The organism is Burkholderia sp. 22PA0106 (assembly GCF_047497155.1).
Classification (GTDB): Bacteria; Pseudomonadota; Gammaproteobacteria; order Burkholderiales; family Burkholderiaceae; genus Burkholderia.
In genome coordinates this window covers 1735862-1753489 of sequence record NZ_CP163163.1, presented here as the reverse complement: position 1 = coordinate 1753489, position 17628 = coordinate 1735862, and the positions used below count along the sequence as shown (strand labels likewise).

Sequence of the window (17628 nt, the reverse complement as noted above, 5' to 3'; positions counted from 1 at the left end):
CCGCTCCCTAGTTGGCGCTCGCCTTCGCGCGGCGCTTTTCTTCCAGCAGCTTCATCAACGCTTCCCGCGACATGCCGTCGAGGTTGGCCTTGGCGGCTTCGATGAAGGTCTTCTCCGACGCGGCCTTCTTCTGCGCCACGGCCTCGTCCACCTTGCGCGTCAGCAAGGCCACGGTGGGCGCCTCGAACACGTTGTGCAGCCCGAAGTTGACCTGGAACACGTCGCGAATTCGCGCCAGCATTTGCAGCGCCAGCAGCGAGTGGCCGCCGTTCTCGAAGAAGTTGTCGTCCACGCCCAAGGCCTCGGTGCCGAACAACTGGCGCCACAGCGCGAGCAGCCGCGTCTCGGTGGGCGCTTCGGGATCGTTGAGCACGCCGGTTGTGCCGGTCTGCTCGGCGCGCGGGCCCGCTTCCGATGCCAAGCCTGCATTGGCGGCGGCCACGCGCTCGGCGAATTGCGAAAACGCGTACGGCGACACGACGATCCGGGGCGCGGCGCATCGCGTCAGCAGCTCGAACACCTGCACGCCCTCGGCGTTCAGGATGCCGATGTCGCCGGCCGTATCACCCGCATCCGCCGCGTTCGCCGTGTACCCGGCCTGCGCCGCCATGCCGGTCTCGTGCCAGGTGCCCCAATCGACCGACAGCACGTTCGCACCCGACGCGGCCCGCTCCGCCTGCGCGAACAGGTCGAGGAACGCGCTGGCCGCGCAGTAGTCGGTCTGGCCGATCGTCGGGCACAGGCCGTTGACCGAGCCGCACAGGATCGTGAAATCGAGCCGGTCGAGCGCGAAGTGCCGCTTCAGCCGCGCGGTGCCGGCAACCTTGGCGGCGAGCAGCCGCTCGGCCGCCTCGCGGGTGCGGAAATGCAGCAGCGCGATGTCGCCCACGCCGGCCGCGTGGAAGATGCCGCTCGGCTTGCCGACAGCCGCGACGCGCTCGGCGAGGCGCGCGACGTCGGCGTCGGACGCCAGATCGGCTGCCACGTAGTGCACGCGCGCGCCCTTGCGTTCGAGCGCACGGATGCTGGCGATCTTGATGCTGACGGCGTCGTCCGCGCCGTGTTCGGCCAGCCACGCATCCCATTCGCTCGCGTGCGGCAGCGCGGTGCGGCCCGCCAGCACGAGCGCGGGCGCCTTGACGCGATCGGCGACATGCTGCGCGAACACCATGCCGATGCCGCCCAGGCCGCCCGTGACGAGATACACGCCTGCGTCGCGCAGCGCGAACACCGGCTCGTCCGCCGCGAGGTCGGTGGGCACGATCTCCTCGACCCACGCGCCGCGCCCGCGCAGCGCCACCTGCCCGGTGCCGCGATTGCGCAGGACTTCGTCGCCCAGCAGGCCGGCGATGCTCGACGCGGGCGCGCTCAACTCGCTCGCGACGACATCCACGTAATTGACGAGCAGGTTGCGGAATTCGAGCGGGATCACCTTGCAGGCCGCCGCGATCAGCGCCGCGTGCGGGCGCAGCGGTTCGTCGCCGAGCACGGCATGCACGCCGTGGCCGGCCACCGTCAGCGAGATCGGCTCCGGGCTCTGGATGTTGCCGAGCACGTTGGCGAGGCCGAGCAGGTCGTGGTAGCGCGAATGACCGAGCGCGTCGTCCGGTTCCGACAGCGACCACAGATGCAGCAGCGCCACCGGCAGCCGGCCGGTCTGCACCAGATGCGCGAACAGCGCCGCGTAGTGCTCGGGGTTCGACGGGTTCACGGCCAGCGCATCGCCCGCGTCGAGCGACAGCGCGTCCGCCTCGCGCACCAGCACGACGTTCGCCTCTCTCGCGCGCAGCGCCTGTACCACCGCGTCCGTTTGCGCGCCCGGGTTGCCGAACACCAGCACCGGCCCGGCGAGCGGCGCGGTGCGCGCCTTGCGCGGCAGTTCGGCGCGCCGCCGCCACGACGGCAGGTACAGCCACTTCGACACGTCGGCCTGCTTGCCCTGCACCGGCGCGGCCGATGCCGCAAGCTGCGGCTCGAACGCCGCGCCCGAGGCCTCGATCCAATGCCGCTCGCGCTCGAACGCATAGGTCGGCAACGGAATCCGGTGTCGCGCCTCGCCCGCGTGCAGGGCCGCCCAGTCGACCGGCACGCCATGCGCCCACAGCGCGCCGAGCGCACCGGCCACCGCCTGCGCCGCCGGCTGCGTTTGCCTGATATCGGGCAGCGTCGGCACCACGCAGCGCGCCGGGTTCGGCGCGAGGCCGTACTTGACGAGGTTGGCGAGCGTCTTGCCGGGGCCGACCTCGATCCACGCGCCGTCGCCGTCGTTCGCGACCGTTTGCGCGCAATCGGCGAAGCGCACCGCGCCGAGCAGGTGCGAGACCCAGTAGCCCGGATCGGTCGCGGCTTCGTGGGTGATCCATTCGCCCGTGACGTTGGAGGCGAAGCGGATCGCCGGCGCGTGCAGCGGCACGCGTTCGACACAGGCGCGGAACTCGGCCGCCACGCCGTCCAGCAGCCCGGAGTGGAAGGCGCGCGTCACGCGCAGCCGCGAGCAGTCGATCGACCGTTCGCGCAGCGTCGCCTCCAGCCGCTCGATCGCCTCGGGCGTGCCGGACACCGCGCACGAGGCGGGCGAATTGACGGCGGCGATCCACAGATCCGCGCCCAGCAGCGCGCGGATCGCGGCCTCGCCGTCGTGCACGGCCAGCATCGCGCCGGCCGGCGAGCGCGCCATCAGCTTGCCGCGCTCGCCCACCAGCCGCACCGCGTCTTCCAGCGAGAACACGCCGGCAAGACAGGCGGCCACGTATTCGCCGATGCTGTGCCCCAGCATCGCCGTCGGCGCGATGCCGAGGCCGATCAGGTAGCGCGCCAGCGCGTATTCGACCGAGAAGATCGCCGGCTGCGCCAGGTCCGTGGCGTCGATGGCGGCGCTCGCCCGCTCGGCCTCGGCCGGCGACGGGAACAGCACGGCGCGCAGGTCGAGCGCGTGGATCTCGCGAAACAGCGCCAGGCACGCATCGAGTTCGCGCGCGAAGGCCGGCTCGGCGTCGTGAAGCTCGCGCGCCATGCCGGCGTATTGAATGCCCTGCCCCGGGAACATGAACACCACCGGCAGCGCCGACGCGCCGCGCTCGGCGGCGTGGCTGACGGCGATCTCGCCGCTGCCGTCGAGCTGGCGAAGCGCATCGTCCAGGCTGTCGCAGGCGATCGACGCGCGATACGCGAAATGCTCGCGGCCCACCTGCGTCGTGAACGCGGCGTCTGCGAGCGAGATACCCGGCTCGTCGGCCAGGCGCTGCCGCAGCCGCGCCATCCCGGCGCGCACCGCGGCCGGCGTCTTGGCCGAGACCAGCAGCGTCGGGGTCCGGCGCGACGGCGCGGCCGGTGCCGGTGCCGGCGGCGGCGCTTCGGCCACGATCAGATGCGCGTTGGTGCCGCCGATCCCGAACGAACTGACGCCGGCGATGCGGCCGGCCGCCTTCGGCTGCCAGGCTTGCAGTTCGGCATTGATGTAGAACGGGCTGTTCGCCAGGTCGAAGTTCGGATTCGGGCGCTTGAAGTGCAGCGTCGGCGCGATCTCCCGGTGCCGCAGCGCCTGCGTGACCTTGATCAGGCCGGCCACGCCGGCCGCGGCGTCGAGATGGCCGATATTGGTCTTGACCGCGCCGATCGCGCATGCGCGCGGCGCGAAGCCGTCGGTGGCGAATACATGGTTGAGCGCGCGCAGCTCGATCGGGTCGCCGAGGATCGTGCCGGTGCCGTGCGCCTCGATATACGACACGTCCTCCGGCCCCACCCCGGCCACCGCCAGCGCCTCGGAAATCACGCTCATCTGGCCCGTCACGCTCGGCGCGGTGAAGCCGACCTTCTGCGAGCCGTCGTTGTTGACGGCCGAGCCGAGGATCACGGCGTGGATCGTGTCGCCGTCGGCCAGCGCGTGCTCGAGCTTCTTCAGCACCACGATGCCCACGCCGTTGCCGCCGATGGTGCCCGCCGCGTCCGCGTCGAACGTGCGGCAATGGCCGTCGGGCGAGCTGATGTCGCCTTCGGCGTAGAAGTAGCCTTCCTCGCGGAAGTTGCGCAGCGACACGCCGCCCGCCAGCGCGAGGTCGCACTCGCCGTTCAGGATCGCCTGGCAGGCGGTATGGACGGCCACCAGCGAGGTGGAACAGGTGGTCTGGATCGTCACGGCCGGCCCGCGCAGGTTCAGCTTGTACGACAGCATCGAGCACAGCGCGTCCTTGCTGGTGCCGATCATCAGTTGCATCGGGTTCAGCGTGGCCATCAGGCCCGGGTTCTGCATGAGGTTCTCGAACAGGTAGCGGCTGTACGAGACACCGGCATACACGCCCACCAGCCCCGGAAAATCGCGGCGCGCGTAGCCCGACATCTCCAGCGCCTCCCACGCCACTTCCAGGAACAGGCGGTGTTGCGGATCGGTCAACGCCGCGTCGGAGGCCGTCATCTCGAAGAACTTCGCGTCGAAGCGGTCGATGTCCTTCACCACCGCGCCGGCCCGCACGTAGTTCGGGTTGGCGAGCGTGGCGGCATCGACGCCGGCCTTCAGCAGCGTGTCCTCGGAATACGACTCGATGCATTCCACGCCCGCGCGCAGGTTGGCCCAGAACGCGTCCACGCTGTCGGACTTCGGGAACCGACCGCTCAACCCGATGATGGCGACGGCGTTCTGATGCGGGTCTTCGTGATCTTCGTGATCGATGTGATCGTTCATGCCGATTACCTATTTATCAAGTGCGTGGCCTCGGGCCGCGCTGTGGAATGCCGGTTGGAGCGAGTCGAGCAAGCCGACGCGGCCCGTCAATCGACCTTCTCCCGCACCGCCGGCGCGGCAAACCGCCTCCGCCGCCGTTCGCCGCGCCGGGCGGCCGCATCGACCTGGTGCCGGATGCGCGATTGCGCCTCGCCCTGCTCCGCGTGCAGCAGCCCGGCGAGCTGCGAGATGGTCGGGTACTGAAACAGGTCCACCACCGACACCGGCTGCGCCGCGAGCGGCACGAGCCGACGATGCAGCCGGATCAATTGCAGCGAATGGCCGCCGAGCTCGAAGAAGTTGTCGTGGATGCCCACCCGCTCGACCTGGAGCACCTCCGCCCAGATCTCGCCGAGCGCGCGCTCGGTGGCGGTGCGCGGCGCGACGTAGCCGGCCGTGCTCGCGAGCGCGCCGGGCGCGGGCAGCGCGCGGCGATCGAGCTTGCCGTTCGGCGTGAGCGGCAGCGCGTCGAGCCAGACGAGTTGCGCCGGCACCATGTAGTCGGGCAGCACGGCCGCCAGCGCGTCGCGCAGCGCCTGCGGGTTGCCGGCTTCGTGCGCTTGCGCCGCCACCACGTAGCCGACCAGGCGCGGGTCCGCACCGCCCGCGCCGTGCACTGTCGCCACCGCGTCGCGCACCTCCGGCAGCGTGCGCAGCGCGGCCTCGATCTCGCCGAGTTCGATCCGCAGCCCGCGCAGCTTGACCTGGTGATCGATGCGGCCGAGGTAGTCGAGCGCGCCGTCGGCGGTGCGGCGGCCGAGATCGCCCGTCAGGTACAGGCGCGCACCCGCCGCGCCGAACGGGTCCGGCACGAACTGCTGGGCGGTGAGATCGGGGCGGTTCAGGTAGCCGCGCGAGAGCGCCACGCCGCCGATCGCGATCTGGCCGGCCACGCCGGCCGGCACCGGCTCGAACGCGTCGTCGAGCACCTGCACCGTGACGTTGTCGATCGCCGCGCCGAGCGGCACCGTCTCGCCGTCGAAACCCGGCGGGCAGCGCCAGGCCGTGACATCCACCGCCGCTTCGGTCGGGCCGTACAGGTTGTAGAGCGCCGTGCCCGGGAAGCGCGCCTGGCAGCGCGTCAGCAGCGCAGCGGGCATGGCCTCGCCGCTGAAGAAGATCTGCCGCACGACGTGGCCGTCGAGCGCGGGCTCCGCATCGAGGAACGCCTGCAGCATCGACGGCACGAAGTGCAGCGTCGATACCGCCTCGTCCACCAGGCAGCGCGCCAGGTAATCCGGGTCCTTGTGGCCGTCGGGGCGCGCCATCGCGAGCCGCGCGCCGGCCAGCAGCGGCCAGAAGAATTCCCAGACGGATACGTCGAACGCGTACGGCGTCTTTTGCAGCACCACGTCGTGCTCGTCGAGCTGGCCGGCGTCCTGCATCCACAGCAGCCGGTTCACCACCGCCGCGTGCGTGTTGATCACGCCCTTCGGCTGGCCGGTGGAGCCGGACGTGTAGAGGCAGTAGACGGCCTGCTCGGCGTGCACGGGCAGCAGCAGGTCGTGCGCGTCGAGGCCGGACAGATCGGGCGCATGCGGGCCGTCGAGCGCCAGCGCGCCGTGCAGCACGCTGTGCAGCCCATCCGGCAGGCGCGCGAGCGTCGCCTGGTCGGCCAGCACGGCGGCCGGCGTGCAATCCTCCAGCATCCGTGCGAGCCGTTCGGCCGGCAGGCGCGGATCGAGCGGCACGTAGGCGGCACCGGCCTTCAGCACCGCCAGCAGGGCCACCACCATCGCCACGCCGCGCTCCAGGCACAGCGCCACCCTCGCCTCCGGGCCGACGCCGAGTGCCGCCAGATGACGGGCCAGCCGGTTGGCGCGCGCGTTCAGTTCCGCATAGGTCAGCACGCTGTCCGCGCCGACCAGCGCCACTGCGTCGGGCGCGCGGCGCGCCTGGGCCTCGAACAGCCCGTGCACGCTCTGCGCCGGGTCGCGCGCCACGCGGGCGCCGGTTCCGCGCGCCAGCACCTGCTGCCGCTCCACGTCGGGCAGCAACGTCAATTGCGGCATCGGGCGGTTCGCATCGGCCACCATCGCCGTCAACAGCGCCTCGAAATAGCCGAGGGTGCGCGCCATGCTCGTGCGCTCGAACAGCGACGCGGCGAACGTCAGGCGGCCGGCGATCGTCGCGCCGTCGTCGCCCAGTTCCAGCGTGGCGTCGAACTGCGCCGGCACCTGCGCGGCCGGCAGGCTTTCCAGCGCCACGCCGCCCAGTCGCGCCGGCAGCGGCGCGTCGTTGCGCCAGGCCAGCATCAACTGGAACAGCGGCGCGTGCGCCATCGAGCGCGGCGGGTTCACGGCTTCGATCACCTGATCGAACGGCAGATCCTGGTGGGCCTGCGCGGCCAGCGTCGTGTGGTGCACGCGTTCGAGCAGCGCGCTCACGGTCGGCCTGCCCGACAGGTCGATGCGCAGCGCCAGCGTGTTGACGAAGAAGCCGATCAGCGGCTCGGCCTCGGCGCGCGTGCGGTTCGCCACCGGCGTGCCGATCACCACGTCGTGCTGGCCCGACAGGCGGCCCGCCAGCGCCGCCCAGGCGGCCAGCACCACGTTGAACACGGTGGTGCCGTGCCGGCGCGCCAGCGCCCGGACCTGCGCGCCGAGCGCCGGGGCGAGCGTCACGTCGAGGCTGTCGCCGGTGTAGTCCTGCACGGCCGGACGCGCCCGGTCGAGCGGCAGCGTGGTCTGCTCCGGCCCGCCGCGCAGGGCCGATTGCCAGTACGCGCGCTGTTGTTGCAGCACCTCGCCCGCGAGCCAGCGGCGCTGCCAGGCGGCGTAATCGGCGTATTGCAGCGCGAGCGGCGGCAGCGGATCGGCGCGCCCCTCGACGAAGGCGGCGTACAGCGCGCCGAGCTCGTGCATCAGCACGCCCATCGAGCCGCCGTCGCTGACGATGTGATGCATCGTGATCAGCAGCAGATGCTCGTGCTCGCCCAGCCTCAGCAGGCTGCCGCGCACCAGCGGGCCGGCTGCCAGATCGAACGGCTCGCTGGCCACGGCTGCGGCCTCGGCATGCCATGAGGCCTCGCGCTCGGGGACCGCCAGCGTGCTCAGATCGTGCGTGGCCAGCGCGAAGCGCGCGGGCGCATCGATGTGCTGCACCGGCTCGCCGTCCACCAGGTCGAAGCGTGTGCGCAGCGCTTCGTGCCGCTCGACGATGCGGTCGAGCGCGCGCTGCAACGACGCGACGTCGAGCACACCGCTCAGGCGAAGGCCGATCGGCAGGTGATAGGCCGCGCTCGCGCGCCGGTCCAACTGGTCGAGGAACCACAGCCGCTGCTGCGCGAACGACAGCGGGGCCGGCTCGCTCATGTCGCCCGAATCGCCCGAGTCGCGCGGTGCGATCGGCGGCAGCGTGCTCGCATCGGCCTGCGCTACCGCGCCGGCGAACCGGCCCAGCACCGGATGCGCGAACAGGTCGGCCAGCAGCACCTCCACGCCGAGTTCGCGGCGCACCGCGGCCGTCAGGCGCACGGCCAGCAGCGAATGGCCGCCGAGATCGAAGAAATTGTCGTGCAGGCCCACCCGCTCGACGCCGAGCACCTCGGACCAGAGCCGCGCCAGCGCCTGCTCGGTGGATGTGCGCGGCGCGACGTAGTCGGCCGTGCTCTCGATTGCGCCCGGCGCCGGCAGCGCGCGGCGGTCCAGCTTGCCGTTCGGCGTGAGCGGCAAGGCATCGAGCCAGACCCAGCGCGACGGCACCATGTAGTCGGGCAGCGACGCGGCCAGCGCCTCGCGCAACGCCGGCGCAGCCGGCTGCGCCAGTGCGTTCGCCGCGACCAGATAGCCGACCAGGCTCGGGTGGCCGTGCGCGTCGTGGTGCACCGTCACGGTGGCGTCGCGCACCTCGGGCAGCGCGAGCAGCGCCGCCTCGATCTCGCCCGGTTCGATGCGAAAGCCGCGAATCTTGACCTGATGATCGATCCGCCCCAGGTAGTCGAGTTCGCCGTGCGGCAGCCACCGCGCCAGATCGCCGGTGCGGTACATGCGGCTGCCCGGGGCGCCGAACGGGTCCGGCACGAAGCGCTCGGCGCTCAGGGCCGCGCGGCCGTGGTAGCCGCGCCCCACGCCGCCGCCCGCCACGAACAGCTCGCCCGTCACGCCGGCCGGCACCGGCTGCCCGTCGGCATCGAGCACGTAGGCGGCGAGATCGGGGATCGGCACGCCGACGGCGCTGCGCACGCGCGCGTCAGCCGACAGCGGCGCATACGTGACGTGCACCGAGGTTTCGGTGATGCCGTACATGTTGACGAGCTGCGGCATGGCGTAGCCGTGGCGCGCGATCCATGGTTCGAGCGCATCGCGATTGAGCGCCTCGCCGCCGAACACCACCACGCGCAAGGCCGGTAGCGCGCCCTGCTCGAGCACCACCGGAATCAGCGACTGGAACGCGGACGGCGTCTGGTTCAGCACCGTCACGCCCTCGCGCAGCAGCAGCGCGTGCAGCGCTTGCGGCGAGCGCGACACGGCATACGGCACGATCGCGAGCCGGCCGCCGTACAGCAGCGCGGCCCAGATCTCCCAGACCGAGAAGTCGAACGCGAACGAATGGAACAGCGCGCCGACGTCGGCGGGGCCGAAGCCGAACCAGGGCTGGGTGGCGTCGAACAGGCGCAGCACGTTCCGGTGCGAGTGCAGCGAGCCCTTCGGCTTGCCGGTCGAGCCCGAGGTGTAGATCACGTAGGCCAGGTTGTCGGCCGCGACGCACGGCGCGGGATCGTGGTCGGGTTCGGCATCGAGCCCGGCATCGACGCACACGACCGGCAGCGCGTGGGCCGGCAGCGCGCCGCTCAGGCGCGAATCCGTGACCAGCGCCGCCGGGCGCGCATCGTCGAGCATGCCGGCCAGCCGCTCGCCGGGGTAGGCCGGATCGAGCGGCAGGTAGGCGCCGCCGGCCTTCAGGATGCCGAGCAGGCCCACCAGCATGCCGATCGAGCGTTCGGCGAACAGGCCGACCAGCACGTCCGGCCCCACGCCGAGCTCGCGCAGCCGATGCGCCACGCGGTTTGCCTGCGCGTTCAGTTCGCCGTAGCTCAGATGCTGGCCGTCGTCGCTCAGGGCGATCGCATCCGGCGTGCGCGCGGCCTGCGCCTCGAAGCGCGCGTGGATGGCCGGCTCCGCTGGTTCGAGGTGACGCAGGCCGCCGTGCGCGGCCAGGAGTTGCGCCTGTTCGGCGTCGTCGAGCAGACGCAGGCGCGCGATCGGCTGCGCGGCGTTCGCCACCATGCCGTCGAGCAGCGTCGTGAAGTAGCGCAGCACGCGCTCGGCGCCGGCGCGCGTGTAGAGCGAGGTGGCGTACGTCAGGCTGCCCGCGATGCCGTCGTCCGATTCGCCGAGTTCCAGCGTCATGTCGAACTGCGCCGGGGCTTGGCGCCGCTCGATGCTTCGCAACGTCACGCCGCCGAGGTCGAGATCGGCCCGGGCCGTGTTCTGCCAGGCCAGCATCAATTGAAACAGCGGCGCATGCGCCATCGAGCGCGACGGATTAACCGCCTCGATCACCTGATCGAACGGCACGTCCTGATGGCTTTGCGCGGCCAGCGTGGCAGCGTGCACGCGCGCGACGAGTTCGCCCACGTCCGGCCGGCCCGACAGATCGATGCGCAGCGCCAGCGTGTTGACGAAGAAGCCGATCAGCGGCTCGACCTCCGAGCGCGTGCGGTTGGCCACCGGCGTGCCGATCACCACGTCGTCTTGCCCCGACATCCGCCCGGCCAGCGCGGTCCAGGCGGCCAGCACCACGTTGAATACCGTGGTGCCCTGCTGCCGGGCCAGCGTCTTGATCCGCGCGCTCAGGCGGGCGTCGAGCGTCACCGCGACGCTGTCGCCCGCGTAGTCCTTCACGGCCGGACGCGCATGATCGGGCGGCAGCGTGGTCAGTTCCGGCGCGCCTTGCAGCGTCGCTTTCCAATACGCCAATTGCCGTTGCAGCACGTCGCCCGCGAGCCAGTGGCGCTGCCACGCGGCGTAATCGCCGTACTGGATCGCCAGCGGCGGCAGCGGATCGCCCCGCCCTTCGGCGAACGCCCGGTACAGCGCGCCGAACTCGCGCACCAGCAGGTCGATCGACCAGCCGTCGCTGACGATGTGATGCATCGTCACCAGCAGCACGTGCTCGTGCTCGCTCACGCGTAGCAGGCGGCCGCGCACCAGCGGGCCGCTCGCCAGGTCGAACGGTTCGGCGGCTTCCTGATCGACATGCCGTTGCACGTCGCGTTGCGGGTCGGCTTGCGTGGCGAGGTCGTGGGTGGTCAGCGCGAACCGGGCGGGCGCGTCGATGCGTTGCACGGGTTCGCCGTTCACCACCGCGAAGCGGGTGCGCAGCACCTCGTGGCGTTCGACGATGCGGTTCAGCGCCTGTTGCAGCGCCTCGGTGTGCAGTTCGCCACCGAGGCGCACGCCCACCGGGATGTGATACGCCGCACCCGCTTGCCTGTCGAGCTGGTCGAGGAACCACAGCCGTTGCTGCGCGAACGACAGCGGGGCTGCCTCGCGCGTGTCGCGCACGGCGATCGGCGGCAGGCTGCTCGCGCTCGCGTGTTCCACGGCCGAGGCGAACAGCGCCAGCGTCGGATGCGCGAACAGCTCGGCCAGCGGCACTTCGATGCCGAGCCGGCTGCGCACGGCGGACGCCACCTGCACGGCCAGCAGCGAATGGCCGCCGAGTTCGAAGAAGTTGTCGTGGACGCCCACGCGGTCGAGCTTCAGGATGTCGCGCCAGATGTCGCCGAGCGCCTGCTCGGTCGGCGTGCGCGGGGCGACGTACGCCGATTCGGCCTGCAACGCGTCCGGAGTCGGCAGCGCGCGGCGGTCGAGCTTGCCGTTCGGGGTTTGCGGCAAGGCGTCCAGCCAGATCAGTTGGGACGGGACCATGTAGTCGGGCAGCGTGCGCGACAGCGCTTGCCGCAACGCTTGCGTGCCGACCGGCGTTTGGCCTTCGGCGGCGACGACGTAGCCCACGAGGCGCTTGTGGCCCGGCTGATCCTCGCGGACCATCGCCGCCGCGTCGCGCACTTCGGGCAGGCTGCGCAGCGTCGCTTCGATTTCGCCCAACTCGATGCGGAAACCGCGCAGTTTCACTTGCTGGTCGATGCGGCCGAGATATTCGAGTTCACCGTGCGGCAGCCAGCGCACCAGGTCGCCGGTGCGGTACATGCGGGTTCCGGGTTCGCCGTAAGGGTTCGGCACGAAGCGTTCGGCCGTGAGGTCCGGACGATCACGGTAGCCGCGCGATACGCCCGCGCCTGCCAGGAACAATTCGCCCGCTACCCCGATCGGTACGAGTTCCAGCGCTTCATCGAGTATGTGGGCTTGCGTATTTGCCACCGGGCGACCGATATCGATGCGCACGCCGTGCTCGCTCGGGAATACGCGCGAGATCGTCGAATACATCGTGGTTTCAGTCGGGCCGTAGAGGTTCACGACCGACGCTACCGATTGCAGCAGTTGTTCGGCCAGATCGCGCGGCAGAGCTTCGCCAGTGCTGATCAGCAGGAAATCCGTGCTTGGCGTCCAGCCGAAGTCCATCAACATCCGCCACGTCGATGGCGTGGCCTGCATCGCCGTGATCTGCTGTTGTTCAAGCGTTGTCGAAAGCTTTGCCGGATCGAGCGCGGTTTCTCTCGACGCGATCACCACGCACGCACCGCTGAATAGCGGCAGACACAGTTCCAGCGCCGCGATATCGAACGACAGCGTCGATACGCTCAATAGCTTGTCTTGCGCTTCCAGCTTGAGATCCCGCTGCAAGGACATGAGGATGTTCAGCATGCCGTGCTGCGTGACCTGAACGCCCTTCGGCCGACCGGTCGAACCGGACGTGTACAGGATGTAGGCGATCTGGTCGCCATCGGGCCGTGATTCAACGCGGAAATCGTCGTCGCCGTCAGGCCATTCGCTCAGGTCCAACCGTCTTTCATGGTCGGCCAGCAAGCCATCGTTCGTCAGTACGAACGCCGGTTGCGCGTCGTCCAGCATCATCGCCAGCCGCTCGGCCGGGAACGCCGGGTCCAGCGGCAAATAACCGCCACCGGCCTTCATGACACCAAGCAGCGCCGCCAGCAGATCGATGCCGCGATGCATGCAGATGCCGACCATCACATCGGGGCCGACGCCACGCGTCACCAAATGATCGGCCAGCCGATTCGCCCGCGCGTTCAGTTGCGCATAGGTCAGCACTTCGTCATCGAACCGCACCGCCACCGCATCGGGCGTCCGCGCCACCTGCGCCTCGAACATCCCCTGCACGCTTTGCGCACGCTCGCACGCCATCGCCGTATCGTTCCAGCCGTGCAGCACTTGCGCGCGCTCGGCTTCCGGCATGACGCGAACCGCGTCGAGTGCGAGCGCCGGCGTGGTTTCGAGCGCCGTCACGAGGTTTTCCAGCACCGTGTGCATGGCCATGCACACGGCGTCCGGCTTCACGTCGCCGCCGATCTGCGCCGTCAGACGGAAATCGCGGCCGAGGTCGTCCACCATCATGCCGACCGGGTAATGCGTGCGTTCCTTGAATGCCAATTGCCGGAAGCCGCCCCACGCCGCCTCGCCGCGCTCCGCCGCCGCATCGGTATGGCGATAGTTGAGCAGCGACGAGAACAGCGGCGTACCGGCGCCGAGCGGGCTGGCGCGCAGCGCGAGCGCGAGCGAGGCGTGCTCGTGACGCAGCAGCCCGGCCAGCGTGGCCTGCGCCTGCCGCACGGCGTCGCGCACGTTCAGCGCGCCGACGTGGAACCGCACCGGCAAGGTGTTCATCAGCATGCCCATCGCCCGCTCCACCCCGGCGCCGCCTTGCGTGCGGCCGAGCAGCACCGTGCCGAACACCACGTCCCGATGCCCGCACGCCGCGGCCAGCACGCGCGCCCACGCCAGATGCATCACGCTCGCCACGCTCACGCCGAGGCTGCGCGCCTGCTGGCGCAAGCGCCCGGACAGCGCCGCGCCGAGTTCGAGCGTGGCCTCGTCGAGGTCCGAGCCGTCGCCGCGCACGTTCAGCAGGCCGTACGGCGCGCTCGGCTGCGTGAGCGGCGCCAGCATCTCGGTGAAGAACGCTTCGTGCGCGGCGTCGCCGCGCCCGGCGACCGATCGCGCGACGAAGTCGCGGAACGCGACCGGCGGCGGCAGACGGTCGGACGCGCCCTGCACGATCTGCCGAATCTCGCCGATCACGAGTTCGAGCGAGGTGTGATCCGCGATCAGGTGATGCGACAGCAGTTGCATCAGCCAGCGCTGGTTGCCGGCGTCCTCGACGATCGCGACGCGCAGCAGCGGCGCATCGCGGATATCGAGGCGGTAATGATGCGGGTCGTAGCGATGGCGCAGCCAGGCGGCGATGTCGGTGGCTCCGGCGGCTCCGGCGGTTCCGGCCTCGGGCGCGGGTCGCTCCACCTCGATGGCGACGTGGCGTTGCACCACCTGCAGCGGTTGCGGCAGCCCTTCCCAGAGCACGGCGCTGCGCAGGATGTCGTGACGGCCGACTACCTCGTTCAGCGCGGCGACGAAGCGCTCGGCATGCGCCTGCGTGTCCAGCGACACCTGCATCGACAACAGGTAGGCGTCGCCGTCGCGATTCATCAGGTGATGGAACAGGATGCCTTCCTGCAACGGCGTGAGCGGATAGATGTCGGCGATGTTCGCCGCACCGCCCGGCACGCGCTGCGTCACCGTATCGATGTCGTGCTGGCTCAGGTCGATCAGCGTCAGCAGGTCCGGCGTGATGCGGGTGGTGCCTTCGGCGATCCGGTTCGGTGGCGCGATCGCGATCACGGCATCGGCCGGGGCATCGGCCGCAGCGGCTGCCTCGGCCAGCGCGGCGATGGTCGGCGCGGCGAACAGCGCGGCCAGCGTGATCTCCATGCCGAGTCGATTGCGGATAGCCGCCGCCAGTTGCACGGCCAGCAGCGAATGGCCGCCGAGTTCGAAGAAGTTGTCGTGGATGCCCACGCGGTCGAGCTTCAGGATGTCCTGCCAGATCGCGCTCAATGCCTGCTCGGTTTCGTTGCGCGGGGCGACGTAGCCGGTTTCGCCTTGCAGCGCTTCAGGCTTGGGCAGCGCGCGACGGTCGAGCTTGCCGTTCGGGGTTTGCGGCAGTGCGTCCAGCCACATCAGTTGCGACGGGACCATGTAGTCGGGCAGCGTGCGCGACAGCGCTTGCCGCAAGGCTTGCGTGCCGGTCGGCGCGTGGCCTTCGGCCGCGACGACGTAGCCCACCAGGCGCTTGTGGCCCGGTTGATCCTCACGGACCATCGCCGCCGCGTCGCGGATTTCGGGCAGGCTGCGCAGCGTGGCTTCGATTTCGCCGAGTTCGATGCGGAAGCCGCGCAGCTTCACTTGCTGATCGATGCGGCCCAGATATTCGAGTTCGCCGTGCGGCAGCCATCGCACCAGATCCCCGGTGCGGTACATGCGGCTGCCGGGTTCGCCGTATGGGTTCGGCACGAAGCGTTCGGCTGTGAGGTCCGGACGATCACGGTAGCCGCGCGATACGCCCGCACCGGCGAGGAACAGTTCTCCCGCCACGCCGATCGGTACAAGTTCCAGTGCTTTATCGAGGACGTGCGCCTGCGTGTTCGCCACCGGGCGGCCGATGTCGATGCGTATGCCGTGCTCGCTAGGGAATACACGCGAGATCGTCGAATACATCGTGGTTTCGGTCGGGCCGTAGAGGTTCACGACCGACGCTACCGATTGCAGCAATTGCTCCGCCAAATCGCGCGGCAAAGCCTCCCCGGTGCTGATCAGCAGGAAATCCTTGGCGGGCGTCCAGCCGAAGTCCATCAACATCCGCCACGTCGATGGTGTGGCTTGCATCGCCGTGATTTCATGGGATGCGAGCGCTTGAGACAGCTTCGACGGATCGAGCGCCGTTTCTCTCGACGCGATCACCACGCAGGCACCGCTGAACAGCGGCAAGCAAAGCTCCAACGCGGCGATATCGAACGACAGCGTCGATACGCTCAATAGCTTGTCTTGCGCTTCCAGCTTGAGATCCCGCTGCAAGGACATGAGGATGTTCAGCATGCCGTGCTGCGTGACCTGAACGCCCTTCGGCCGACCCGTCGAACCCGACGTGTAAAGGATGTAGGCGATCTGGTCGCCATCGGGCCGTGTTTCCACGCGGAAATCGTCGTTGCCGGCCGGCCATTCGCTCAGGTCCAACCGTCCTGCGTGGTCGGGCAGCAAACCATCGTTCGTCAGCACCAGCGCCGGTTGCGCGTCGTCCAGCATCATCGCCAGCCGCTCGGCCGGGAACGCCGGGTCCAACGGCAAGTAACCGCCGCCCGCTTTCATGACACCAAGCAACGCCGCCAGCAGATCGATGCCTCGATGCATGCAGATGCCGACCATCACGTCCGGGCCGACGCCGCGCTTTACCAAGTGATCAGCCAGCCGATTCGCCCGCGCATCGAGTTGCGCATACGTCAACGCCTCATCCTCGAACCGCACCGCCACCGCATCGGGCGTACGCGCTACTTGCGCCTCGAACATGCCGTGCACGCTTTGCGAGCGCTCGCACGCCATCGCCGTATCGTTCCAGCCCAGCATGACTTGCCGGCGTTCCGCTTCCGGCAGCATCCGCAATTGCAACATCGGCTGATCGGCATCGGCCACCATGCCGTCGAGCAGCGCCTTGAAATAACCGAGATACCGCTCCACGCTCGCCCGCTCGAACAGCGACGTCGCGAACGTGACGTTGCCCGCGATGCATGCGCCGGATTCACCGAGTTCCAGCGACATGTCGAACTGCGCGGGGGCCTGTGCCGCGTGGATTCCGTCGAGCGTCAACGTGCCGAGATCGAGATCGTCCTGCACGTTGTTCTGCCAGACCAGCAGCAATTGGAACAATGGCGCATGCGCCAGCGAGCGCGACGGGTTGACCGCCTCGATCACCTGATCGAACGGCACGTCCTGATGGCTTTGCGCGGCCAGCGTCGTGTCGTGCATGCGCTCGAGCAGTTCGTTCACGGAAGGACGGCCCGACAGATCGATGCGCAACGCCAGCGTATTGACGAAGAAGCCGATCAGCGGCTCGACTTCCGAGCGCGTGCGGTTCGCCACCGGCGTGCCGATCACCACGTCGTTTTGCCCCGACAAACGGCCCGCCAAAGCCGCCCAGGCGGCCAGCACCACGTTGAACACCGTCGTGCCTTGCCGCCGAGCCAGCGCCTTGAGCTTCGCACTGAGCGGCGCGTCGAGCGTCACGTCGATGCTGTCGCCCGCGTAATCCTGCACGGCGGGCCGGACGCGATCGAGCGGCAGCGTGGTCAGCTCCGGCGCGCCTTGCAGCGTGGTGCGCCAGTACGCCAGTTGCGTCTGCAACGCGTCGCCCGCCAGCCATTGACGTTGCCACGCCGCGTAATCGCCGTACTGGATCGCCAGCGGCGTCAGCGGATCGTCTCGCCCTTCGGCGAACGCGCGGTACAGCACGCCGAACTCGCGGATCAGCACGCCCATCGACCAGCCGTCGCTGACGATGTGATGCATCGTCACCAGCAGCACATGCTCGCGCTCGCCGAGCTTCAGCAGCCGGCCGCGCACCAGCGGCCCCGCCGACAGATCGAACGGCGCTGCCGCTTCGTCCCGCGCATGACGCAGCACGTCGCGTTCCGAGCCGACCGGATCGTGCACCGTCAACGCGAACGGCGCAGGGGCATCGACGCGCTGCACCGCCTCGCCGTCCACCAGCACGAAGCGCGTGCGCAGCACCGCATGCCGTTCGACGATGCGATTCAGGGCCCGGTGCAGCGCGTCGAGATCGAGCGCGCCGCTCAGGCGCACGCCTGCCGGGATGTGATAGGCGGCGCTGGCGCGCTTGTCGAGTTGATCGAGGAACCACCAGCCGCTGCTGCGCGAACGACAGCGGCGCGGCCTGGTTCGCGCCGCGCGACACGATCGGCGGCAGCGCGCTGGCAT

2 protein-coding genes are annotated in these 17628 nt (G+C 70.0%); both read right to left on the bottom strand.

The window, feature by feature from the left end; translation table 11 throughout:
• Positions 1-7: 7 nt before the first annotated feature.
• The gene (locus AB4850_RS22615) at positions 8-4678 is read right to left on the bottom strand and encodes a beta-ketoacyl synthase N-terminal-like domain-containing protein (RefSeq protein ID WP_414445211.1); all 4671 of its coding nucleotides are present in this window, start codon (positions 4676-4678) and stop codon (positions 8-10) included.
• 86 nt (positions 4679-4764) lie between these two features.
• The gene (locus AB4850_RS22610; RefSeq protein ID WP_414445210.1) at positions 4765-17628 is read right to left on the bottom strand and encodes an amino acid adenylation domain-containing protein; all 12864 of its coding nucleotides are present in this window, start codon (positions 17626-17628) and stop codon (positions 4765-4767) included.

Excerpts from the sequence above, each read along its gene's own strand:
- AB4850_RS22615 (WP_414445211.1), bottom strand. The coding sequence starts at position 4,678 with ATGAACGATCACATCGATCACGAAGATCACGAAGACCCGCATCAGAAC.
- AB4850_RS22610 (WP_414445210.1), bottom strand. The coding sequence starts at position 17,628 with ATGCCAGCGCGCTGCCGCCGATCGTGTCGCGCGGCGCGAACCAGGCCG.